At 67.9% G+C, this 23,294-nt stretch carries 23 protein-coding genes; 21 read left to right on the top strand and 2 right to left on the bottom strand.

Features of this window, described 5'->3' with window-relative positions:
• Positions 1 to 137 precede the first annotated feature (137 nt).
• From D9C15_RS25125 to trbC, 16 genes are all read left to right on the top strand, one after another.
• Entirely contained in the window at positions 138 to 683 is a 546-nt protein-coding gene (locus D9C15_RS25125; protein ID WP_128001259.1) for a lytic transglycosylase domain-containing protein, read from the top strand.
• On the top strand, positions 680 to 1,450 hold the full coding sequence (locus tag D9C15_RS25120) for an OmpA family protein (protein ID WP_128001257.1): 771 nt from the start codon (positions 680 to 682) through the stop codon (positions 1,448 to 1,450). The genes D9C15_RS25125 and D9C15_RS25120 overlap by 4 nt, the downstream gene beginning before the upstream one ends.
• Positions 1,451 to 1,601: 151 nt before the next feature.
• On the top strand, positions 1,602 to 2,018 hold the full coding sequence (locus tag D9C15_RS25115) for a hypothetical protein (RefSeq protein ID WP_128001255.1): 417 nt from the start codon (positions 1,602 to 1,604) through the stop codon (positions 2,016 to 2,018).
• A 31-nt stretch (positions 2,019 to 2,049) separates the two neighbouring features.
• The gene (traL, locus tag D9C15_RS25110) at positions 2,050 to 2,349 is read left to right on the top strand and encodes a type IV conjugative transfer system protein TraL (RefSeq protein WP_128001254.1); all 300 of its coding nucleotides are present in this window, start codon (positions 2,050 to 2,052) and stop codon (positions 2,347 to 2,349) included.
• A gap of 16 nt (positions 2,350 to 2,365) precedes the next feature.
• On the top strand, positions 2,366 to 2,932 hold the full coding sequence (gene traE, locus D9C15_RS25105) for a type IV conjugative transfer system protein TraE (protein WP_054022762.1): 567 nt from the start codon (positions 2,366 to 2,368) through the stop codon (positions 2,930 to 2,932).
• Positions 2,919 to 3,854 (top strand): type-F conjugative transfer system secretin TraK, encoded by a 936-nt coding sequence (locus D9C15_RS25100; protein ID WP_128001252.1) that lies wholly within the window; start codon positions 2,919 to 2,921, stop codon positions 3,852 to 3,854. The genes traE and D9C15_RS25100 overlap by 14 nt, the downstream gene beginning before the upstream one ends.
• Positions 3,854 to 5,299 (top strand): TraB/TrbI/VirB10 family type IV secretion system protein, encoded by a 1,446-nt coding sequence (locus D9C15_RS25095; RefSeq protein ID WP_104301929.1) that lies wholly within the window; start codon positions 3,854 to 3,856, stop codon positions 5,297 to 5,299. The genes D9C15_RS25100 and D9C15_RS25095 overlap by 1 nt, the downstream gene beginning before the upstream one ends.
• Positions 5,286 to 6,206 carry a DsbC family protein gene (locus D9C15_RS25090; protein WP_128001250.1) on the top strand — a complete coding sequence of 307 codons (921 nt, stop codon included), beginning with the start codon at positions 5,286 to 5,288 and terminating at the stop codon, positions 6,204 to 6,206. Before D9C15_RS25095 ends, D9C15_RS25090 begins: the two co-directional genes overlap by 14 nt.
• Complete coding sequence (traV, locus tag D9C15_RS25085) at positions 6,203 to 6,925, top strand: type IV conjugative transfer system lipoprotein TraV (RefSeq protein WP_164886847.1); 723 nt, start codon at positions 6,203 to 6,205, stop codon at positions 6,923 to 6,925. Before D9C15_RS25090 ends, traV begins: the two co-directional genes overlap by 4 nt.
• A 39-nt stretch (positions 6,926 to 6,964) precedes the next feature.
• Positions 6,965 to 9,565, top strand: a complete 2,601-nt coding sequence (traC, locus tag D9C15_RS25080) for a type IV secretion system protein TraC (protein ID WP_128001248.1) — start codon at positions 6,965 to 6,967, stop codon at positions 9,563 to 9,565.
• A gap of 70 nt (positions 9,566 to 9,635) precedes the next feature.
• The gene (locus D9C15_RS25075) at positions 9,636 to 10,028 is read left to right on the top strand and encodes a hypothetical protein (protein WP_128001246.1); all 393 of its coding nucleotides are present in this window, start codon (positions 9,636 to 9,638) and stop codon (positions 10,026 to 10,028) included.
• The gene (traF, locus tag D9C15_RS25070) at positions 10,025 to 10,567 is read left to right on the top strand and encodes a conjugative transfer signal peptidase TraF (protein ID WP_128001244.1); all 543 of its coding nucleotides are present in this window, start codon (positions 10,025 to 10,027) and stop codon (positions 10,565 to 10,567) included. Before D9C15_RS25075 ends, traF (D9C15_RS25070) begins: the two co-directional genes overlap by 4 nt.
• A 9-nt stretch (positions 10,568 to 10,576) precedes the next feature.
• Positions 10,577 to 10,987, top strand: coding sequence for a hypothetical protein (locus D9C15_RS25065; protein WP_240668590.1), 411 nt, complete (start codon positions 10,577 to 10,579; stop codon positions 10,985 to 10,987).
• Entirely contained in the window at positions 10,963 to 11,658 is a 696-nt protein-coding gene (gene traW, locus D9C15_RS25060) for a type-F conjugative transfer system protein TraW (RefSeq protein ID WP_240668589.1), read from the top strand. Before D9C15_RS25065 ends, traW begins: the two co-directional genes overlap by 25 nt.
• A 41-nt stretch (positions 11,659 to 11,699) precedes the next feature.
• Positions 11,700 to 12,734, top strand: a complete 1,035-nt coding sequence (locus tag D9C15_RS25055; protein WP_128001338.1) for a TraU family protein — start codon at positions 11,700 to 11,702, stop codon at positions 12,732 to 12,734.
• Entirely contained in the window at positions 12,721 to 13,422 is a 702-nt protein-coding gene (trbC, locus tag D9C15_RS25050; protein ID WP_205854896.1) for a type-F conjugative transfer system pilin assembly protein TrbC, read from the top strand. Before D9C15_RS25055 ends, trbC begins: the two co-directional genes overlap by 14 nt.
• A gap of 179 nt (positions 13,423 to 13,601) precedes the next feature.
• Here trbC and D9C15_RS25045 read toward each other — a convergent pair whose 3' ends face one another.
• Together D9C15_RS25045 and D9C15_RS25040 are read right to left on the bottom strand one after the other, a co-directional pair.
• Positions 13,602 to 15,341 carry an ATP-dependent helicase gene (locus tag D9C15_RS25045; protein WP_128001242.1) on the bottom strand — a complete coding sequence of 580 codons (1,740 nt, stop codon included), beginning with the start codon at positions 15,339 to 15,341 and terminating at the stop codon, positions 13,602 to 13,604.
• Positions 15,342 to 15,343: 2 nt separating this feature from the next.
• Positions 15,344 to 17,143, bottom strand: coding sequence for an ATP-dependent nuclease (locus D9C15_RS25040; protein WP_128001240.1), 1,800 nt, complete (start codon positions 17,141 to 17,143; stop codon positions 15,344 to 15,346).
• A 396-nt stretch (positions 17,144 to 17,539) separates the two neighbouring features.
• On the opposite strand from D9C15_RS25040, the gene traN reads away from it, so the two are divergent.
• The 5 genes from traN to D9C15_RS25015 all read left to right on the top strand — a co-directional run bounded on the left by traN (position 17,540) and on the right by D9C15_RS25015 (position 23,288).
• Positions 17,540 to 20,011, top strand: a complete 2,472-nt coding sequence (traN, locus tag D9C15_RS25035; RefSeq protein ID WP_128001238.1) for a type-F conjugative transfer system mating-pair stabilization protein TraN — start codon at positions 17,540 to 17,542, stop codon at positions 20,009 to 20,011.
• Complete coding sequence (locus tag D9C15_RS25030) at positions 20,008 to 20,421, top strand: hypothetical protein (protein WP_170064639.1); 414 nt, start codon at positions 20,008 to 20,010, stop codon at positions 20,419 to 20,421. Before traN ends, D9C15_RS25030 begins: the two co-directional genes overlap by 4 nt.
• Complete coding sequence (gene traF / locus D9C15_RS25025; protein WP_128001236.1) at positions 20,418 to 21,329, top strand: conjugal transfer protein TraF; 912 nt, start codon at positions 20,418 to 20,420, stop codon at positions 21,327 to 21,329. Before D9C15_RS25030 ends, traF (D9C15_RS25025) begins: the two co-directional genes overlap by 4 nt.
• A gap of 47 nt (positions 21,330 to 21,376) precedes the next feature.
• Positions 21,377 to 22,831, top strand: a complete 1,455-nt coding sequence (locus D9C15_RS25020) for a conjugal transfer protein TraH (RefSeq protein ID WP_104301921.1) — start codon at positions 21,377 to 21,379, stop codon at positions 22,829 to 22,831.
• Between the two features lie 76 nt (positions 22,832 to 22,907).
• Positions 22,908 to 23,288 carry a conjugal transfer protein TraG N-terminal domain-containing protein gene (locus tag D9C15_RS25015; RefSeq protein ID WP_240668587.1) on the top strand — a complete coding sequence of 127 codons (381 nt, stop codon included), beginning with the start codon at positions 22,908 to 22,910 and terminating at the stop codon, positions 23,286 to 23,288.
• Positions 23,289 to 23,294 lie beyond the last annotated feature (6 nt).

Raw genomic sequence — 23,294 nt, 5'->3', positions numbered from 1 at the left:
CGCACCCGTAGCTCGACGCCCTGCAGTCGGCCACACCTGGCCGACTGGGACGGCGTCGCCCTGTCCACCAAGACGTCACGGGTCGATCCATGCAGGTGCCGCTGTTGTTCCCCGCGCGACGGTCGCCGATCCGGCCGATGCCAGGACCCTGGCTGCTGGCAGCGCTCGCCACCGGCTGGACGCCGTTGCAGGCCCAGGCATGCTGGGAGCAGGCGGCGCAGCGCTACGGGCTGTCGCCCCACCTGCTGGTCGCAGTGGCGCGTGTCGAGTCCAACCTCGACCCGCGCGCCGTCAACCGATCGCATCTGCAGCGCACGGGCTCCTACGACATCGGGCTCATGCAGATCAACAGCTCCCACCTTCCGACGCTCGCGCGGCATGGCATCGGCGAGGCGCAGCTCTACGACCCGTGCACGAACATCCACGTCGGCGCGTGGCTGCTGGCCGACGCATTCGCGCGGCACGGTGCCTCCTGGAACGCCGTCGGCGCCTACAACGCCGCCTGCAGCCAGCTCAAGGGCGAGGCCTGCACGGCGGCGCGGGCCAGCTACGCCTGGAAGGTCTACCGCCGGCTGCCTTCCGCCAGCGGCGAGGCTTCCCGTCCCGTCGCGGCGAGCCCGCAGCGGCCTGTGCACGCGGCGCAACCGGCGCCCATCCTCCTGGCTGCGAGGGTGGCGCCATGACGCGACATCCGCTTCGGCTCTTGGCCGTGCCTGTGCTGGCGGTGACGGCCGTTGGCGCCGCGTCGTCGTGCAGCGCACCCCGAACTGGTGCCCCCCCTTCGCGGCCAGAGGCCGCTCAACCGCCCTCCACTTCGGCGCGCGCCGCAGCTGGACTGTCGATCGCCCAGCTGGACCACGGCCGCCAGGCTCGGTTCGCCGCGTGCGCGCCGCCCGTCTGCCCGGTCGTCACGCCGAAGACGCTGGCCGTCGATCCGCCGCGTGCAGCAGCGGCTGAAGGGCGAGCCGATTCCACCCCGGGCTCGGATGCGGTCATTGCACAGTCGCTGAGCCCCGGTGAGACCTTGGTGATCGCCGGACCCCAGGCACCGCTGCCCCCTGCTCAGCGAACCGCGATCGGGCCCGAGGACGCGGGCGAACCGCTGGTGTCCGAGATCGCCGTGGGCTTTCCGTTCGGGAGCGCGGTGCTCACGGCCGCCGCCCGTGCCTCGATCGATGCCGCGGCCACGGGCGACGGCATCCGGCGCATCGACGTCCGGGGCCGCACCGACAACGTCGGACCTGCGGCTGCCAACGACCGGTTGGCCCGCCAGCGCGCGGCGGCGGTCGCGCAGTACCTGCGGGCGCGCCACCCGCATCTGGCTGACGCAGAGCTCAACGTCGATGCACGCGGCGTCTGCTGCTACGCCACGGAGAACGACACCCCGGAAGGCCGTGCGCGCAACCGGCGGGTCGAGGTCGCCTTTTGGCGTGTTCCCTCCGACCTGTAGTGAGCCTGCGCTCGCCCGACCCTCATCTGCCCAACCGGCCCTACCCGCACTTCCCTGAACCCTGCCACCGACCCGCTGATCACCCGCACCCGACCCGACCGCCACCGCCATCCACCTTCGTCTCCCAGCCCTGAACCCTCGGAGGACTCCCATGAACACCGCTCTCGCCTCTGTGCATCCCGCCCGTGCCACGGGCTCCCTCGCAACCGACGGCATCGACGACCCCGGTACGGCCCACTTCGCCGGCAGCCGCCGCTCGAAGCGTCTGCTGTCGCCGGTCTCGCTCTTCGTGCTGATGGCGCTCGGCCTGAGCGTCGCCTTTCCCGGCTACGCCCTCGACCTGGTCGCCTTCACCGGCATCACCGGCCCGCTCACCTCGGCGCTGACGCAGATCGCGAGCCTGGGTCCCGGCATCAAGGCCCTGGTCGGCTTCGTCGGCTTCGTGGTCGCGCTCATCTCGCTGGCCGCGCTGCGCAACTTCGGCCCGGTGCTGTTCTATGTCGGGCTGGCCATCTTTGCCGCAGTCGGCCTCGTGATCGCGGGCGCGATCATGGGTGCGGTGATCTGACGCGTGCGCAGCCGAAGAGCAGGAGGCCCGCATGCACGCCGACACCTACATCCCGCGCCGCCTGGACGACCAGTGGAAGATCGGCTTCTGGGACGTCGACGTCGCCGCACCCCTGCTCTTCGGGCTGTTCATGGGCTACATGTCCGGCTCGAAGTTCTCCTTCGCGCTGTGCCTGGCTGCCGGCTTCCTCACGTCGCGCGCCATCGCCCGCATCAAGGCCGACAAGCACCCTGCCTTCGCGGTGCACTGGCTGTACTGGCACCTGCCCACCAGCCCGCTGACGGCGATGCGCGCCACGCCGCCGTCGCACATCCGGCGCATGGTCGGTTGACCCCAAGGCCGCCACCATGGACTTCGAACGCCTCAACGGGGACATCAAGGAGATGCGCCGCCGCAACCGCGGCCTGGCGCTCACCGTGGGCCTGCTGGCCGCCGCGCATGTGCTGGCCCTGGTGGTGATCCTCAACCTGCTGGGCACGGTGCGCACGGTCGTCGTGCCGCCGTCGATCAACAAGTCCTTCTGGGTCTCGCGCGACAAGGCCAGCGGCGAGTACCTCGAGCAGATGGGCGCCTTCATCGCCTGGCTCGTGCTGGACGTGACGCCGGCCTCCATCGACTGGAAGAAGGACATCCTGCTCGGCTATGTCGAGCCCGACCAGCACGGCGAGCTCAAGACCCGCCAGGAGCTGGAGGCGGCGCGGCTGAAGCGCATCAATGCCAGCACCTTCTTCATGCCGCAGCAGCTGGTGCCCAGCGAGGACACACAGACCGTCGTCGTCCGCGGCCGGCTGCGCACGCTGGTCAACGGTCTGGAAACGGCCAACGACGCCAAGGCCTACGAGGTGGGCTTCGCGTACAGCGGCGGCCGGATGCACCTGAAGACCTTCAAGGAGGTGACCCATGCCGCGCCGTGACTCCCGGCCGCAGCGCCGTCGCCACGCTGCCCCGGCAGCGGTGGTGTTCACGGCGTGCGGTTGCCTGACTCCCCGCTGGTTCCGCTCGGTCGCCGCATGGGCGGCCGTGACAAGCCTGCTCGCAGCCGCAGCGCCGGCCAACGCGCTGCAGGTGCTGGACGCCCGCGACGGCGTGGCCGTCGAGGCCGTGCTGTCGATCAAGGAGCCCACGCGCATCCGCATCGACGGCGCGCCGATCACGGACGTGTTCGGCAACATCCACTCCAGCAACTGCAGCCCCGCCGCGCCGTCCTCCAGCAGCAGCAACGGGGCGCCTCCGGCTGCCGCGTTGCCGGCCGTGAACCCCGCGGGGGAGATCGTGCTGGAGTGCGACCGCGACAAGGGCGAGATCTACATCCGCCCGGTCGGCGACTCGCCCAAGCCGGTCAACCTGTTCATCTCGTCGGCGCACGCCACCTACACGCTGGTGCTGCGCAAGGCAGACACCCCGGCCGACACCATCGTCATCCGCGACCCCGGCCAACGGGCACTGCAGGCGATGCAGTCCCCGACCAGCGCCGCGGGCTCGCAGACACCGCTGGGCACCGCCCCCAACCACATCCGGGGGATGAAGACGCTGCTCCTGGCGATGGCGTCCGACCGCGTGCCGCCCGACATCCGTATGGACGAGCTCAACCAGCCCATCCAGCTCTGGGCGGAAGCCAGGTTCTCGCTGATGCGGCGCTACGAGGGCCGGGGTCTGGTGGGTGAGAAGTACCTGCTGCAGAACGTGAGCCAGGCCTTGATGGTGCTGGCGGAGCAGGAGTTCGACCGACCCGACAGCCCGTCGGGTGGGCAGGTGCTGGCTGTGGCTGTTGAGCACCACAACCTGCGTCCGGGCGAGACCACCAACGTCTTCGTCATCCGCCGCGGAGGCCAGTGATGGTGTCGCCCCTGCCCCCCTCCGCAGCCGCCCTTCGCCAGTCGGCCACCCGCCTCGGCGCGCAACTGGCCGAGCGGATGACGCCGCGCCAGCGCCAGTTCGCGCTGCTGGGTGTGATCGTGGCCGCCGGCGTGGGCCTGCTGTGGCTGATCTTCGCGTCCACGGACACCGGCTCGTCATCCGGTGCGCGCAAGCCCGCCGCCGGCGCGCCAGGGCCGGTCACCAACATCGGCGTCATGCCGCCGGGCCAGCAGGTCAACCCGGTGGACCAGTGGGTCGGCACCGCAGGCAGCAAGCTCGCCCAGTACGAGAGCGAGCGCGAGGAGCAGACCCGGCTCAACCGCGACCGCCAGGCCTTCGAGGCCCGCACGATGCAGCGATTCGCGGAACTGGAACAGCGCCTGACCTCGGCGACGCAGGCGGCCCAGGGCGCCGCTGCTCCGGCGCCTGCTGCAGCCCCGGTTCCGCCCGTGCCTGCACCACTCCCACCCGCCTTGCCGTCGGTCTCGGCCGGCACGACGCCGACCGGGCTGCCGCCGGCGGCCAGCCTGCCGCTCCCTTCGACCTACGGCCCGGGCATGGCCGGCCGACAGTTGCCAGCGGGCATGCCGGGGCTGCCGACGGCCGACCCAGCACCGGCGGCGCCAGCCATCAGCCGCGTCACGCTGGTCGATCGCAGCATGCAAGGCAACCCCGGCTCGAGCGGCAGCGCTTCGGAGCGTGCCGGCACACCGGCGGCCGAGCCTCGGACGGTGTCGACCTGGCTGCCGGTGAGCTTCACGCGCGGCACGCTGCTCGGCGGACTGGACGCACCCACCGGCGGACAGGCGCAGTCCAACCCCCACCCTGTGCTGATCCGCCTGTCGGACAACGCGGTGCTACCCAACCGCTTCCGTGGCGAGTACCGCGAGTGCTTCGTCATCGCGGCTGGCTATGGCGACATCAGCTCCGAACGGGCCTACCTCCGCACCGAGAACCTCTCGTGTGTCCGCGCCGACGGCGCGACCCTGGAAGTGAAGATCCAGGGCAGCGTCTACGGCGAGGACGGCAAGGTCGGCATGCGCGGGCGGCTGGTCACCAAGCAGGGCCAGATGCTGGCCAACGCCCTGCTGGCCGGCGTGGTCAGCGGCATCGGCCAGGGCCTGGCCACCTCGTCCACCAACGTCAGCACCTCGCCGCTGGGAACGATCACCAGCGCCTCGGGCGCCGATGCCTACCGGGCCGGGCTCGGCACGGGTGTCGGCCGCGCCCTCGACCGGCTCGCCCAGTACTACATCAAGCTGGCCGAGAACACCTTCCCTGTGATCGAGGTCGACGCCGGCCGCGAGATCGATGTCGTCATCACCAAGGGCGTCCGCATCGACGTGCCGATGAGCGCCGCTGCCGCCGCGCCCCTTGCAGTCCGCCCGAGCAACCCGGAGGTCTCCGACGATGCCAACGACTGACAAGCCCTCACCAGGCTTCGCCTTTACCTCCCCCGCCCCGCATGTTCCCGGCCGGCACCGGTGGCAGGCGGCCTGGCTCGTGGCCGGTCTGACGGCCCTTTCCGCAGGCCACGCCGGCGCCACGGCCTCCGATGAGGCTCGGCTGCTGGCCGCGCTGCGCAAGGCGCACCCCGGCACCCAGTTCACGCAGGTGCAGCGCTCGCCCGTGGCCGGCCTCTACGAGGTCTGGATGAACAGCAACGTGGCCTACGTGTCGCCGCGGAATCCGCGCTACTTCATCTTCGGCCGGGTCTTCGACACCCAGACCATGCAGGACCTCACCGGCCCCAGACTGGCTCGCGCGGCCACCATCGCTGCGCAGGCCGGCCGGGCGCCCGGTGCGGGCGTTCCTTCGGCGCAGGCCGACAGGATGCCGGCTCCCGACTCCCTCATTGCCTTCGACCAGCTGCCGCTGGCGGACGCGATCAAGACCGTGCGAGGCAGCGGCGGCAACGAGCACCGTCGCATCGCCGTCTTCAGCGACCCGGGGTGCTCGTTCTGCCGCCGGCTCGAGCCCGAGCTCGCCGGCCTGGACGACGTGACGATCTACACCTTCCTCGTGCCCTTCCAGGGCCGCGCGCGCCCAGTCTCGATCTGGTGCGCGGCGGACCGCGAGAAGGCCTGGCACCAGTTCATGCTGCAGGGCGACACCTCGCTGCTCAGGCCAGCGGGCGACCCGGCAGCTTCGCGGGCTCCGGAGTGCGACAACCCGCTCGATCGCAACCTCGCGCTCGCGCAACGCCTCGCCGTCCAGGGCACGCCCACCCTGGTCTGGGCGGATGGCACTCGAACCGACGGTTACGTCGACCGGACCGTGCTGCTCGCTCGCCTCCAGCAGGTGTCGCAGGTGGCGGGGGGCAAGCCATGAAGCAGTCCGCCGTCGAGTTCCCCGCGGCTCCGACATCGCGTGCTGCCCCAGCCACCGGACTGGCCGCGGCGCCGGTGCTGCTGGCCTGGATGCTGAGCGGCTGCATGAGCATGAGCGGTCTCAGCGGCAGCTCCAGCTATGCCTGCAAGGCCCCGGACGGCGTGACCTGCGACTCCGTCTCCGGCACCTACGCCAATGCCGTGCAGAACAACCTGCCGAGTCAGCGGCGAACAGCCGGTGCCAGCCGAGGCACCATGCAAGCTCCGCGCGCGGCGGAGGGCATCGCCGGCGCAGCCGCGGCGGGCGCTGCGGGCGCGGCGGCCTCCCGCATCGCCCTCTCGCCATCGCCGCCGCCCTTGCGCACGGCCATGCCGCTCCGGTCCTCGGCCCGCATCCTGCGGCTCTGGTTCAAGCCCTGGGAAGACGCCGATCGCGACCTCCACGACCAGGGCTACGTCTACGTCCGGGTCGACGATGGCCAGTGGCTCGTCGAGCACGCGCAGCGGCAGATCCGCGATGCCTACGCACCGCTGCGGCCTCCGCCGCCCGCAATCGCACGTTCTGCCGGCGGCGGCACCGAGTCGCGCGACCCCAGGACATCGAACCAGTCGGGTCGGGCAGATCAACCGAGTGGTTCGCTATCCCTGCCCGGCCTGACACCTCCGGCGGGCCGGCCGCAGATGCCCGTCGATCCGCGTGGCAACGAACCCAACGACTGACCTGACACCTCTTCCGGCCATCCCTGCGAGGCACGCGCCATGCCCACCCCGTTCGCCCAGACCGCTTCGACCCGATCCGCCGCCTTTCCCGGCGCCAGCCGCCCCGGCCATGGCAACCTGGGCTGGCTTGGCCTGGGCTCGCCTCCCGACACGCCGGCCGAGCAGTTCGCGTCCTGGCTGCCCTACTCGGCCTACCTCGCCGACGAGAAGCTCTTCGTCAACCGCGACAGCCTGGGCTTCATGCTCGAGCTGATGCCGCAGTCGGGTGCCGACGACCGCATGGCCGAGGTGCTGATCTCGCTGTACTCGACCTGCCCGCCAGCCACCGGGATCCAGTTCCACCTGTTCGCATCGCCGCACATCCGCGAGCAGCTGCGGCGCTACGCCAACCTGCGCGTCGAGGATGCCGACCAGGCCGACAAGGCCAAGCACTGGGGTCGCCCGGCGCGCAACGACAACCTGTTCCACCGCCTCGCGCGGCAGCGCGTGGGGCACCTGCTGCACGGCGCGCAGCAGTCGCTGACCACCGGCTTCCACTACACGATCCGCGACTTCCGGCTGATGATGAGCGTGTCGGTGCCCGGCGGCGTGGAACAGGCCGGCGACCTGACCCGGCGCGACGAGCTGGTCGCGCTGCGCGAGTCCATGGCGTCCACGCTGCGCTCGGCGTCGCTGCCCAGCCGTGTCTGCGACGCCGCGGACCTGATCAACTGGTGTGCGCTATTCACCAACCCGGACCGGGTCTCCCAGACCGACGCGCCGAACCTCCACTACGACGACGGCCGCGAGATCCGCGACCAGATCGTCGATTTCGACACCATCCAGGACCCGCATCCTGCCGGCCTGACCCTCTGGAAGGAGGGCCACGAGGGATCGCTGGAAGCACGCTTCTACTCGATCAAGTCCTTCCCCGAGCGCTTTGCACTGTGGCAGATGGGCTCTCTGATCGGCGACCTGATGCAGCCGGCGCTGCAGTACAGCGCGCCCTTCCTGCTGACCATGGGCGTGCACGTGCTCGACCCCAACGTCATGAAGTCCGTGGTCACGGCCAACCACGTGCGCGCGACCCAGAACGCACGCAGCAAGATGGCCGAGGTGATGCCCGACGTGGGCAAGAAGCTGCAGGACTGGACCGCGGCGGCCAACGCCATCGACGTCGGCAGCAGCCTGGTGAGCCTGTACCACCAGCTGGCGATCTTCTCGCCGCCCGAGAAGGCCGTGTCCGCCCAGGAGACCGCCAACGCGATCTGGCGCGGTCGGGGCTTCCAGCTCAACGCCGATGTCTACATGCACCGGCAGGCGCTTCTGGCAAGCCTGCCGATGACGCTCTCGGAGGCCTTCCACAAGGACCTGGCCAAGATGCGCCGCGTCTCGCGCAAGACGATGGCCAATGCCATCCACCTGGCACCGCTGATCGCCGAGTGGCGCGGCACGCGCACGCCGGCCCTGGTCTTCGGTGGTCGGCGCGGCCAGCTGATGACGCTGGACATCTTCGACAACGACCTGGGCAACTACAACTTCGCGATCATCGGCGCGCCCGGGTCCGGCAAGTCGGTGCTGATGAACGAGATGGCCTGGTCCTACCGGGCCATCGACGCCAAGGTCTGGATGCTCGACCTCGGTCGGTCGTTCGAGAAGCTGTGCCGCAAGGCCAAGGGCACGTACATCGAGTTCCGGCCCGACGTCGACATCTGCCTCAACCCCTTCACGCACATCGTCGACATCAACGAGGACATCGACATGCTGGTGCCGGCCATCTCCAAGATGGCCTCGATGTCCCGGCCGCTGGACGAGGTCCAGTACAAGGCCATCTCGGCGATGGTCATCAAGCTGTTCCGCGAGCACGGCAACGCGCTCACGGTGACCGCGCTGCGCGACGCCTTCAAGGCCGGCACCATCGAGGAGCTGGGCGTGCGCGAGGACCCGCGCATCCGCGACCTGGCCGTGATGCTGAACCCCTACGCCCGCGGCGGCCAGTACGAGCGCTTCTTCGAGGGGCGCAACAACATCGACTTCGGCAACGACTTCGTCGTCATCGAGAACGAGGAGCTGAAGCGCCGGCCCGACCTGCATGCGGTCGTCAACATCCTGCTGCTGCACCAGATCACCGGCGAGATGTACCTGACGCGCAACCGGCGCAAGGTGCTCTTCATCGACGAGCTCAAGCAGCAGCTGGGCGACATCGGCGCCGACGACCCCGTGAAGGCGGCCGTGGTCGAGGAAGCCGCACGTCGCGCCCGCAAGTACGGCGGATCGCTCGGCACGGCCACGCAGAGTGCCGACGACTACTACGGATCGGCCCAGATGGAGGCGGCCTTCAACTGCTCGGACTGGGTGTTTCTGCTGCGGCAGAAGCCCGAGTCGATCGAGATGCTCGACCGCAAGGGGCGGCTGTCGATGGACGAGCCAAAGAAGCGGCTGCTCAACTCGCTGCGCACGGAGCCCGGCGTGTTCTCGGAGGTCTACATCTCCTCGCCGGTGGGCGAAGGCGTGGCGCGCAACATCCTCGACCCGGCGACCCATCTGCTGTTCTCCAACAAGCTGGAGGACAACGCGCCGATCGACGAGCTGCGGGCGCAGGGCCTGAGCATCGACGACGCGATCACCGAGCTGCTGCGGCGGCGCGGGCACGCGGTGTGACTTTGGCGAGGCTCCCATGGACGTCGACGCCAGCGCCAGTCCTCGCCAACCCTTGGCCGGACCTGTGGGCATGGTGCCCATCCTCCTACATGCGGCGTTCGCTCTGCTGATCGTGCTGGGCACGCTGGCCGCCTACGACCGCGCGGTGGTGCGTCCGGCCCAGCGCGTCGGCGTCGTCGATGTCGGCGAGGTGTATCGGCAGAAGGAGGCCGAGTTCACCCAGCTCCTGACCCGCGCCACCACCGACGCTGACCGCGAGAAGGCGTTTGCGCTGGCCCGGAGCTTCTCGCAGCGGCTGCCGGCGGCGCTGGAGGAACTGCCGCGCGACTGCGCCTGCCTGGTGGTGCTGAAGAGCGCCGTGGCCGGCCGGACACCGCGGACCGTCGATCTGACGGCACTGCTGCAGCAGAAGCTGGGCCATCCACAGACACCCTACAGGAACGACCCCCAGGAGGCCCGATGAAGCGCAGCCTTCGCACCCAGTCCATCGACTTTGCGGCGCACATGCGGCGACGCTGGTACATCTACCTGCCGGTCTTCGCGATCTGGACCTTTGCCTACACGCGGCTCTTCATCGACCCGACACCGCGGGTGCCGGTCCTGTTCAACTGGACGGGCAGCCTGCCCTACCGGGTGGCATGGCTGCAGCACGGCGAGCATCCGCTGCAGCGCGGCGAGTTCGTCATCTTCTCGTTTGCAGGCGAGGCGCGAGCCACGTACCCCGGACTGGACGGTCAGCCGTTCTTCAAGGTCGTGCGCGGCCTGCCGGGCGACGTGGTGACGGTGTACGGCCGCACGGTGTCGGTCAACGGTGTCGTCGTCGGCACGGCCAAGGCCCAGGCCTTCGACCGGCGCCCGCTGGAGCCGATTGCGCCGACGGTGATCCCGCCGGGCCACTACTACGTGCAGGGCACCGGCCCGGACTCGTTCGATTCGCGCTACCGCAGCAGCGGGCTCGTGCGGGCCGAGCAGGTGTTGGGCACCGTGGTGCCGCTGTTCTGAGGGGCTGCCATGGATCCGCATCCGATGCTGCGTTGGCCGGTGCCCCGTCACCTGGCCCGACTGACCTCCCGGGCCACTTTGGCGTCCCTTGTCGCCGTGACCGCGTTCGCTGTGGCCTTGCCGGCTCTGGCACAGACACCGTCCGAGCTGGCCGTCACGGGCGAGGTGCCGATGGCCGACTACCTTGCGCTGCTCCAGCAGATCTCCCCTGCGGCACACCAAGGGGCGCAGGCCTATCTGCAGGCGCACGAGCGCCGGTGCCGCCGGAGTCTTTCGAGCCGCGAGCTTCGACAGGCGATGGCGGAAGGAGACGGCGATCCGCTACTGATGGCGATGATCCGGGCCAGCCACCTCCAGGACGGGCCGGGCCTGACCCGGCTGGGCGAGCAGGTCTCATGCACCCGGAAGGCGGCAAGGTGAAGTTCGACCTGCCAATGCCTCGGGCAGGTTGCACCAGCCCGGCGGCGCGCGTCATTCAGTGCCTGCTGGCGGTCGTCGCAACGATCCTGAGCACGGCCGCCCACGCCGTGGACCTGGGGACCATCGGCCCGACCTACGGCATTGCCGAGCCCCACCTGCTGGAGTTCATCCAGCAGCGCCTGCGCGACAAGGAACGCACGGGTGAACTGCAGCGTCTGATCGACGAGGCGCGCAACCGTGGTGTGGCCGCAGTACGCCAGCCCGCTCCGGTCGAGGGCGTACGAAGCACCGAGACTGCACGGTCCTGGACCATCGATCCGACCTTCACGCTCGACCGCAACATCGTCGATGCGCAGGGCAGGCTGCTGTTCCCGGCCGGGACGCGCAAGAACCCGCTGGAGGTGGTGTCGCTGTCCAAGCGGCTGCTGTTCTTCGATGCCCGTGACGGACGACAGGTCGCTCGGGCCCGCGAGCTGATCGCGCGCTACGACGGCAAGGTCAAGCCCATCCTGACCGGTGGCTCGTACCTGGACCTGATGAAGGCCTGGCGCGTACCGGTGTACTACGACCAGCAGGGGACGCTGACCCGCCGTTTCGGCATCAGGCAGGTGCCCGCCCTGGTCTCGCAGGAAGGCATGCGCCTGCGCGTCGACGAGGTGCTCGTGCAATGACCACCCTGCCCGCCCTGATCCGCTGGCTTGCCGCACAGACGATGCCCGCGCTTCGCCGATGGGCCAGCCAGGTGCTTGCCCGCGCGTTGCTGGCTGCCGCCCTGCCCTGGGCAGCGCCCGCGCAGGCCGCCGACAGCCTGACCTGTACCGGCCGCTTCCCCAACCCGATCACCGAGATCTGCTGGAGCTGCATCCTGCCGATCAGCATCGGCAGCGCCACGATCGCCAATTTCGATGGGCAGGAGGACATCCCCAACCCGTCCAACCCGGTCTGCAGCTGCGGCGTGAACCCCACCATCGGCCTGTCGATCGGGTTCTGGGAGCCGGCCCGGCACGTGGAGGCCGTGCGCAAGCCGTTCTGCCTGGCGTCGCTGGGCGGCATCGACCTCGACCCAGGCATCCCGGCGCCGGCGGCGGCAAGGTTCACACGCCCTGAAGGCGATGGCGACGGCGGCAGCTTTTACCAGGCGCACTTCTACGTGAACCCAGTTCTGTACTGGCTGGAGGTGGTGACCGACTTCCCGTGCCTGGAGCGGGGCTCGTTCGACCTGGCCTACCTGACTGAGGTGGACCCGCTGTGGAACGACGACGAGCTGACCCTCATCCTCAACCCCGAGGGCGTGCTGTTCGCCAACCCGGTGGCGGTGGCGGCCTGCGCGGCCGATTGCGTGGCCGCGACCGCGGGCTTCGGCATCGCCGAGATGTTCTGGTGCGCCGGCTGCCAGGGCGGCATCTACCCCTTCGATGGCCACGTCCCGTACCACATGGGTGGCGTGCGAACGGCCGCCCTCATCGCGCAGCGGCTGACCGCCAAGATGCACCGCGAGCTGCTGGCCTGGGGCTGGCATGGCCGGCCAGGCCTGTGCGGGCCCTACTTCCTGCCGGCCATGGACAAGACCGCCTACAAGACCCAGCTGACCTACCCGGTGGCCAACACCGCCAAGGACGGCGGCCGCTGCTGCCAGCCCTTCGGCCGCAGCACCATCGTCTGGGGCGCCGGCAAGGAGTACCCGGTGCGCGGCGAGGACTTCGCGTTCATGCTGTTTCGGAAGAGGAACTGCTGTGTGGGCTACTGACAGGGCCACGCTCATCGGCCGGGCGCTCGGCGCCGGGGTCGCCGCGCTCCTTCTTGCCAGCAGCGTGCTGGGTGCCCCGGCGACGCCACCTGCCGTCACCGACGCCGACATAGAGCGCGCACGCCAGCAGCATCGGATGCCGACCGAGGCTGAGCTGGCGAAGGTGCCGGTTCCGGGTACACCGCGCATCGAGAGCCTTCCGCAGCCGGCGACCCGCATGCCCATCGACCTCGAGGCCATCTCCAAGGGCTTCGACGTGCAGAACGGAGCTCATGCATCGGCGATGGCTCCGGGCAAGGCAGGGCCGAAGGTGCTGATCTTCGTGAGCTTCGCGATGCCGGAGGCGACGCTCCAGCGCTTGGTCGACCAAGCAGCGCTGGCGGGCGCGACGCTCGTGCTGCGGGGGTTGGTCAACGGATCGATCAGAGACACGGTGACCCGCATGCAGGCGCTGATCGGCAGCCGCCGTGTTGCCGTCCAGATCGATCCGGAAGCGTTCGATCGCCATGGGATCACGAGGACTCCGACGTTCGTCCTGGTCATGGGCGGCGCCGGGACCGAGGCCTGTGCATCCCGCGCGTGTGGCTCGTCGCAGCAGTTTGTGAAGGTCGCTGGAGATGTGACCCTGGACTATGCAATGCGGTACCTGAATCGGGACCCCCAAGCTTCAGTACGTACAAAGCGGTAGTCCCCGCTCTCACCGCGCCTCACGCCCAAGGGCAGCAACCGGCCGTCGAAGACTGAGAGCGGCTGTTCGCTGAAAATTTCCCGGCTGATGTCTCGCGCCAAAAGCAGACGGCGAAAGGCCCTGTACGCGGCCTGTTGGGCACTTCGCCGGCGAAGAACGATCCCGAAACTGGGCTTGCCCTACAGCTTGTGACCCTTAAGTAGCGCAGACGGGGTGTACATGTCGGTCAGCATCAAGACGTGATGGCGCGCCCTTGTGATCCCGACGCGCAGAAGCTTCCGGCACTTTGGATGCGGAGCGGCCTCCTTGTTGAACAGCAACGGGCTGCTGTTCGGGTCGTCGAAGATGATTACGGCGTCGAACTCCTTGCCTTTTGCCTTGTGCACCGTCATCACGTGAATGCCGCGCAGATCGTTCCCGCCCGATAGCAGTTGATCCTCGGCCAGCGCCATGTCGAGAGCGGTGCGGGCACCCTTGTAGTGCCCTTGCGTTTGCCAGAGTTCGGTGAAGCCTGCGGCAATGCGGTGCCCGCGTTGAAAGACGATCAGTTGCTCTGCCTCTTGCGCGATCTCTTGCAGCGGGTTCGCACCAGACTCGCGCAGGAAGCGGCGAGCTTCAATCCAGTCCCGCTTCGGCTCGCCCGTAAAGCCGTGCGTTCGCAAGACGCTAAGGGTTCCCAGCAGTTTCGCCGCGACGCCGTTAGCCCTTGGCTGTTTGCCTTTGCGGCAATCATTGGCGCTGATTGCAAGACGCTGCGCTTGCTTCAGGTTGCCGTCACCGCCGCGTGCCTTGAAGACCGACGCCGCAAGCTCAAGGGCGTCCGCAAGGTCTGCCAGTGCATCGGCTTCGGCGCGGCGCGGTTCCATGAGAAACGCGATCATCCTGCTCGACAGCAGAACCGATGCTTCGTCGATCATCACGCGGTGCGGGATGGTCCTGTTGGTGCCGTTTCCCGTCAGCGCTCGAGAGATCACATTGACGCCACGATTCCACGTTGCAAGGAGCGCGAGGTTTTCGATTTCGTGCGGTGCTGCGGCCTTCTTTGCGTTCTGAAGAGCGATGCCTACGGAGGAGCGAATCTTCGCATCACGCTGATCGGCATTGGCGCGAAAGAGTACGCGTGATACCCCCTTGTATGCAGCTCCGCGTGGCGTCGACAGCAGGATGTCGTTCGCGAACGCGACGATCTCTGAGTTTGGGCTGCGATGGTTCTGTCCGAGTAGATCAACGCGCAGCGGCTTAAGTGTCTCCATGATGTGCGTCACGCGCTCGGAACTCACACCGGGGCGGAAGTCGTATATCTGCTGGTCGAGGTCGGCCAGGCACATCAACTGCGTTCCGGCGGACAAGTGCCGCACACTCTGCCACTGCTCGTCGGCTGTGTCTTGGGCCTCATCGACGACAATCATCGGATGCCGTGCGGCGAAAAGTGCCCGAAGACGCTCGCTGCGTGTCAGCAGTTCGAGGGCCTTCTGCGAGAACAGATCGAAGGCGACGATGCCTTCCTCTCTGAAAAGCCGGTCGCGCTCTTCGGCCCAATCAAACCCCAGACTCTCGAATGGATGCCGTAAGGCGGCCTCGTCGTGTGGAAGGAGAAGGCGCAGCGTCTTCGGGGCACCGAGAAGGTAACCATAGGCCTTCAAGACCTCCCAGAAGAACGAGTGGAACGTCTGAATCGAAAGCTTGCTTTGTAGCGCCTTTGGCAGTTGCGTTCTGCTCGCCTCGATCACGCGCGCCACCGCCGCGCGGGAGAAGCTCAAGAACAGGACCGTTTGTCCGGGCTTGAGGCCCGCCTCAATGACGCGTTGCGCCTTCGCGAGCGCGATGGTCGTCTTTCCGCAACCAGGGCCACCGGTGACCAATATTGGCCCTGCCTCATCGAGAATGCTCTGACGTTGAGCGCAGATGACCAACGCCATCTTTAGGCCTTCGCTGGCGCAACCGCTTTGGCAGCATCGGGTTCGGGCTTCTTTCGTTTCGGCTTTGGATACCGCTGATAGATGTCGCTCAGGAACTTGGTCAGCGTCGCGGGCAATTCTGCAGGCGTGCACAGCTCGAGCAGTCGGGCTGCGCCGCCTTCGCCCTTCAGGCCCTTCAGCGTCGAGACTGTCAGAGCGCGAATGGCAGCGTCGTCAGGGCGTGCCGTAGGAATGCCAAAGTGGCCATCGGTGTCTTGCTCACGCAAGGCGTCGAGGTACTGCCATTGGCGGACAACGGGCACCTCGTTGGCCATCATGGTTTCCGCACCCTTATGGCTGATCTCGCAGGCCACGACGTAGGTGTCTTGCAGGGCCTTGATGTCATCAGCGGTGCGCTTCTTCCTGTCGAAGAAGGCGAAGGCGGGAACGCCGATTTCCTTGAAGAAGGCGCCCATCTTTTCAAGGTTGCCGTCGCCGTCGGCGTTAATGACGCTTACGCCAGCAACATCCAGCTGAAACAGATCAGGATTGTTGTCCTCCATCTTCTGCGCAACGACCAGCAGGGCATCCTGTTCCGTGATGCCCTCGCCAACGATCACCGCCTGCCCAAGCATGGCCTCGGCGATCGCACGACGAAAGTTCTGTCGATAGTTTTTCGCCTTCATGCCGGTCGGCAGCTTGATTGCCGTGCCCGAGAGGTCGCCGTGCTCGTCGCGATTGAGCTTGACGATGCCGTCAGGCTCAAATCTCTCAATGACATAGGGTGAGTGCGAAGTGACGAAGCACTGAGACGTTTCTTCGAGAAGGTAGTTTGCGATGCGTCGCTGCGTATGCGGCGGCAGAGCGATCTCAGGCTCTTCCATCGCGAAGATCACGTTGTCCCTCTTGATGTCGGCGATGAAGGTGAGGAGTGCAAGGACCAGCGTGTTCAGTGTCCCCGTTCCCGCCTGCTGGAACGGGACAGCACCTTCGCCTTTCCCCATCGTGAGGAAGAACGAGATGGTCTTGCGGAGGTGCTCGCGCGTGAGCTGCGAGACAAACAGGCGCGTCGACCGTCCGTCGCCACCCGGAGCGATGTATTCCGCAAGGCGAGCCTCAATCTCGTCGAGGATCGGACCGAGTTCGGTTGCCTCTGCGTCAATGGGCGGTTCGAGAGACGCCAGACGCGTGCGAATGCTCTCCCACATTCCCTTGCGCGCTTCCTTCATGCGCAGGATGTTGTCGAGTAGGGTGCCGCGCTCCAGGCTGAGCGCGCGTGACCCCGTCCGAATCGTGCGCAGGTAGAGGAATCCAATAGAGCGCTTTACGCGAGAAGGGATTGCTTTCGGTTCGCCATCGGCGTCTTCGTCGCCACGCCCGTACACGGTTCGCGCGACGAACTGATCGTCTTCGATGTCGTACTTAGCAATAGTGATGAGGCGCAGACAGAATTCGACGTTTGGATCGTCCGCTGCCGCGATCTCCCCTTCACCTAGTAGTCTGCGCTCAACCTTGTGCCAGAACTCAAGGTTCGCGGCACACATCGTTTTGATGTCGTCCGTCAGGTCGGTCAGTATGGCCTGGATACGGATCGGCACAGGCGTCTCGCCGTCTGCTGCCAAGTAGCCAGCATTCCGAAAGTCGAACTCCTCGACTGGCGACGACCGGTTCAGCCGGTCCGGTCCTAGAACGAGATCGAGGGCCTCGCACACTGTGCTCTTGCCGACATTGTTGCCGCCGATCAGGAGGGTATGTCCAGTGAACTGCAATACGGCCTTTTTGATTCCTCGGAAGTTCTCAATCGTTAGCTGAGATACGCGCATTGCTCCTCCAGCGTCACTCTTCTTGGTTGGCGTCCTGCTGCAGGCCATGATAGGCGAACGCTCCAGCGATCGTGTCTCAAGCGTCAGTCAACACCCCATTACCTCGTGCGGTCCCTTACCAAGGATCGCAGACCCGTGCCTCATTTCACTCGATGATGGTGACTGCGTTGTCGCGCTCCAGGAGGGAACTGGAGCTCCACGATACGGATCGTTGACCAGAGTCGCAGAACGAAGGACAGCAAACCGCTGTGTAGCTGCCGGTCGGCGTGCGTGAGGCAAAGGCAGCACCGACGCTGCCGAACAGCCGTTCCCCAAACGCTTGCCCAGCCTCGAAACCCCTCTCTCTCAGCCGCCGTTTCCCCGAGACACCGCACGAACCGCCCCTGACCATGGGGCGTGCTTCTCCCCACCCCGCCCGGCCTCGATAGCCGCTTCCCGTACCCGCCGCCATCCACGGCCAGCCGGGCCTCGCCGTGGCGCCGCCTCGTCGCCTTCATCACCGCCGTCTGCTTCCTGACAACGCAGACCGCCGCCGTGGCCGGCCCGCACGAGGAAGGGGTCGCCGCTGGCCAGGCCGCGAACCCGGTGGCCCGCGGCAACATCACCACCCCGGGTGCCACCGCCGTGGTCCCGGGCTACACGACCACGCCACCGGAGCGCAGCTACTACCGCCAGCCCAACCTGTCGTCGCAGGGCAAAGCGAGGCTGTCTGCCTGTGCACTCACCCCCACCGACCCTCTCTGCCAGGCGCAGCGTGGCGCCTTCTCGTCGGCAAACACGCCGCGCCCGACGATCGGCGCCGATGACCCTGCCGTGGCTGCTGCGCGTGCAATCGGCCGGACGCCGTCGGCCGAGCTGGGCAGCCTGGCTGCCTACTACAGCGGTTGCACCACCACGGTCACGCCGGTGCCCGCCGGCATGCAGCCACGCAATTGCCTGCGCTACGTCGGCGTCGGCAACTACAGCTGCAGCCGAAGCCTGACCGTCAGCACGACGCGGACCACCAGCTGCAACCCGGGCGACTGGTTCGCCCACGCCGCCTCCGGCCGCACGGGTCTGGACGTGCAGTGCCTGCCTGACCGCGCCGTTACCGCGCAGCACTTCCGCGTCACCCAGGACGGCAATCCGCTCAGCTTCTTCGACGTGGACATGACGACGCCGGTCGTCTTCCCGCAGATCGTGTCGGTTCTCGACACCACCTACTCGATGATCGACGGCCAGCCCATCCGCACGGCCGTCTGGGTGGCCGACAAGAGCTGCAGCGGATCGACCTGCAGCCTGACTGCGATGGTGGCCCCGGAGCGCGCCGAGGTCTGTACCGGTGGCGGCGACTCCGGCTACAGCTGCACCAGCGTCGAGCCCTTCCTCAAGGTCTACGCCGCCTGCCGTGCCGGCACGCAGAGCGGCGACAACATCCAGGACACCGTCTGCCAGGGCGACAGCGGCTGCACCACCACCGCCCTGGACGGCACCAAGTGCTACGCGCCCGCTCCCGGCTGGACGCCTTACGCCGGCATCGACATCACGGGCACCGTGGCCGGCACCTACTGGAACATCGACGCCGACCGGGCCGTGATCGGCTGGGCGCCCAACCCCGCCTTCGGCCCGATTCCGACGATGCGCCTGTCCTACACGCGGCCAGCCACCACCGTCACCGAGACCGACCGCTGGGACGACCAGTGCCCGACCCTGGACGTCGGTGGTCGCTGCACCACGACCTCGCCCGCCGTCTGCACCGATGGCCCGGCGACCAAGGTCGTCGACGGCGTGGCCGTCACCCGCGACTGCTGGGAGTACCGGAGCACCATGTCGTGCAGCGGCGGCGCGTCGGCCGACCAGTGCGCACCGCTGGTGGCAGCAGGCTGCACGCCGCAGTCGTCGACTTGCCGGCAGACCAATGCCGTCACCGGCCTGTGCGAGGTGTTCGAGGACGGCTACAGCTGCCCCGTGCCCGCCGAGACCGTCACCACCGCCAGCAACTGCCCGACCAACGTCTTCTGCCTGAGCGGCAACTGCTTCGACATCGGCGCGCCGAACGACCCCGACTTTGCGCGCAGCATGTCGATGCTCGAGGCCGGGCGCGAGGCAGGCATCTACCTGGACGCCGACCGCATGCAGGTCTTCAAGGGCGAGGAGAACCGCTGCCGCGACCGCCTGCTGAAGAACTGCTGCTACGCCGACGGCGCCGGCGCCGGCATGACGAACCAGAGCATCTTCGGCGGCGGCTCGCGTCTGGTCTTCGACGTGCTGATGAACTCGCAGAACCAGCAGTTCATCTACCAGGGCATCTCGGCGCTGCTGATGGGCGGCGGCTTCAGCGGCACGTTCACGACCTATGGCGTGACGGTGGCGGTCAATGGCGCCGCCCTGCCCGCTGGATCGGTGGCCGTGTATGCCGGCGACAGTCTGGTCGTGGCCTTCGACCCGTGGACGCTGGCCATCGCGGTGATCATCTACATCGTCCTCTCGATGATGTCCTGCAACGAGGACGAGGGGAAGCTGGCGATGAAGGAAGGCGCCAAGCTGTGCCACACGATCGGCACCTGGTGCTCATCCTGCTTCCGGGTCCTGGGCGTGTGCGTGTCCTGCGTCGAGCACACCACCTCGAAGTGCTGCTTCAACTCGATGCTGGCGCGCATCGTCAATGAACAGGGCCGCGCGCAGATCGGCAAGGGCTGGGGCGGTGCGCAGAACGCCGACTGCTCCGGCTTCACCGTCGCGCAATTGCAGGCGCTCAACTTCGCTGCGATGGACCTGTCGGAGTTCTACGCGTCGCTGGTGCCGACCCTGCCGAACGTCAACGCGCTGCAGGCCGGCAGCGCCAGCCGCGTGCCCACCTGCTACTACGGCCAGGGGAAGTGCCAATGAGGGCCATCACCGTTCTGGTCGGCGCCGCATGCGCCTTGTTTGTCAGCACTGCCATGGCTCAGGAACGACTGCAGGTCCGCGATGCCAGGCAGCTGATGCTGTCGGCCCTGGACGCACCCGACGGCAAGGCCCACGGGGTCCTGGTCGGCGAGGTCGCCGACGCGATCTCGAAGCGCTTCAGCGCCACGACGCCGATCTACATCGACGTGAGCACCGAGAAGCGCTACGCCCAGCCCGGCTGCAGTCGCCTGAACGTGCGCTTCTGGCAAGACGGCGTGCAGTTGCCGAACTACGGCGCTGGCGGCGTGCAGGCACCGCGGCGGCAGACCATCGACTTCGGCATCAACTACTGCCGTGACGGCCAGCCGCCGCGGTCGCCCGTCTTGATGGACATGAGGCGGCGCCCATGACGCTGCGCCGCCCTGCCTCGCGCCAAGTTCGGCTCGCACTCTGCCTCGTTGTCATGCTTGGCAGCGGGACGGCCACCCTGGCGCAGCCGCAAGACCCCGGACGGCCGTACTGGTCCGACAACTGGCGCGGCTGGCACTTCTACGAGGAGTCGGAGATCCCTCCGCCCGAACCACCGGCTTCCGCACCTCGGCAGGCCGCAACGCCATCGAGTGCCGCCACTGCACCGCGGCGGTCGCCCGCGAAGCTCCCGGAGGTCGTCGAGTTCGAGCGCCTGCAGAAGGCCCTCGAGGAGCGCCGGCACATCGCCATCATGCGGCCGACCGAAGCCAACGTACGCCGCTACATGGAGCTGGAGGCCCAGGTGGTGTCGCGCGCATCCACCTTCGCCGACGTGGCGCAGCGCATCGCTTGGGCCAGCCCCGAGCTCGACCCCACGCTCCAGGGGCGCCCGGTGAACGCGAAGGCCCTGGAGGTGTTCGACCAGCTTCAGACGGCCCAGCGCAGCCAGTCCATCAGCGCCCTCGGCCGCGACCATGTCCTGTTCTTCTTCTTCCGCAGCGACTGCCCCTACTGCCATGCCTTCGCGCCGACGCTCGAGGCCTTCCAGGCCCGGCACGGCATCAAGGTGGTCGCGATCAGCGTCGACGGAGGCCCGATCCCCGGCTTCGCGGACGCCCGACGGGACAACGGGATCGCCACCACGCTGCGGGTGAGCCAGGTTCCCGCCGTCTACCTCGCCCAGCCCTTCACCGGAAAGATCACCCCGATCGGTTTCGGCGTGCTGTCCGAGGCGCAGCTGGTGGAGCGCATCTCGATGGTCGCGGCTTCACCCGACAGCGCCGCCACACCGTTCCTGGGCGCGACTGGCGGCCTGCAGGCCCAGGCCCGCTTGACCCATCAGCGCTGAGGCGGTGAGCCCGCACCGGCGCAGACCGAAATCCAAAGGAGCCCCCGATGAAGCGTACCGACGGCGACCAGTCCCTGCACCGCGCTGTGGTGGTCGCCCTGTGCTGCGCCGCGCTCGCCGTGGGCCCCGCGCCACTGCGGGCCGGTGACCTGAACGCCGAGGTGAACAACATGTTCAACAGCTTGGGCGCCATCGGCAACTACACCGCACCGGGAGCGTTCCGGGGGCAGACCTTCAACACCTACACCGGGGGCAGCCTGTTCATGCGTGCGCCGAACAAGGTCTACCAGCTTGCCGCGATCCAGTTTCCGAGCGCCCGCGCCGGCTGCGGCGGCATCGACGTCTTCGGCGGCTCCTTCTCGCACATCTCGGCGGCCGAGTTCAAGAACATGCTGCGCAACATCACGGCCGCGCTGCCGGGCATCGCCTTCCAGCTGGCGCTGGAGTCGGTCTCGCCGCTGCTGGGCGGGCTGACCAAGTGGGCCAAGGGCCTGGAGACCTGGATCAACAACGCGCGCATCAACTCCTGCGAGACCGCAAAGGCCATCGTCAGCACCGCCGCCGAGGCGGCGGGCTTCAGCTCGCAGGAGGCCTGCTCCGACCTGGCCATCGAAATGGGCCTGGAGACCGATCGAGATGCCGCGCGCCGCCGCTGCGCGACCGACCGCCCCAGCATCCTGGCCTCGGCCCGCTCCTCGGGCGACGCCAACATCCGCAACAAGGCGCCCTTCGTCGGCAACCTGACGTGGAAGGCGCTGCAGCGCACCGGCACTTACCTAGACGACCAGGAGCGCGAGCTCATCATGAGCATCGTCGGCACGGTGATCTTCTACGCCGAGGATGCCGCGCGCGATCCCGAACCCGTGGCGCCGACGATCACCTCGATCAGCCAGTTGCTGTACGGCCAGGCGGCGGGCACCGGCACCAACGTGACGCAGCACCTGCTCCGGTGCAACAACTACACGGACTGCGACGTGGTGACGCTGAACACCAGCTACACCCACACGCCCTTCACCGCCCGTGTCGAGACCATGATGCGCTCGATCGCCGACAAGATTGCCACGCGCACGGCGATCCCGAACAACTCGGCCGAGGTCGGCTTCGTCAACCAGACCACCGAGCCGGTCTACAAGATGCTCTCGATCGGCGCGACGATCCCCGGCTCGGGGCTGTCCGACAGCCTGATCGCGCAGTACCGCGACGTGATCGCGGCCGACTACGCCTACGTATTCCTGGAGCGGAACCTGCGCGTGGGCATGGCGGCGCTGGACAAGGACTACACCTTGCAGCAGACCCAGCGGGATCGCGCCAACCTGGTGAGGCAGCGGGCCCAGGCCATGCTGCTGCAGCTGTCGCAGGAGAAGAACCTGCTGTACCAGAAGGTCGGCTCGTTCCGGGCGGTGTCCAGCCACCTGGAGCAGCTCGAGCGGCAGCTGCGGTCGAGCATGCCCCAGCACGTGATGGACATGCTGGGGCAGCAGGCGGCCTTCCAGGCCCGCTGACACATCGGTCGGCAGGACCGACTCCGCGGGCACCACGCCAGCAACCCGGAGGCGGGCCAATCCCCAGGAGCGACGCATGTGGGAGATCTACGCCTACCAGAACGCCGACAGCCTGTTCGGCATCTTCAACGCTGCGGCAGCCATCCACGGCTCCGGCGACTACATGGCGGCCGTCGCCGCCGTGGCCTTCTGCGGGTTCATCGCGGCCCTGGTGGCCTACGCCTTCGCGCCCGAGAAGCTGCAGGGCTGGAAGTGGCTGGCCACGGTGCTGCTGGTGTTCTCCGTCCTCATCGTGCCGCGGGTGACCGTGGGCGTAGTCGACAAGACCGGCGGATCCGCCGTAAAGGTGGTGGCCAACGTCCCCTTCGGCGTGGCCTTCCTCGGCAGCGTCACCAGCACGGTCGGGCACACGCTCACGGGCCTGTTCGAGAGCTATCGAGCTGGCCAAGCGCTTTGAGGGATT

Origin of the sequence: Piscinibacter defluvii (genome assembly GCF_004011805.1) — a bacterium.
GTDB classification, from domain to species: Bacteria; Pseudomonadota; Gammaproteobacteria; order Burkholderiales; family Burkholderiaceae_C; genus Piscinibacter; species Piscinibacter defluvii.
Note: the sequence above shows the minus strand (reverse complement) of the source record. Positions and strands in the feature narration are given on the sequence as shown.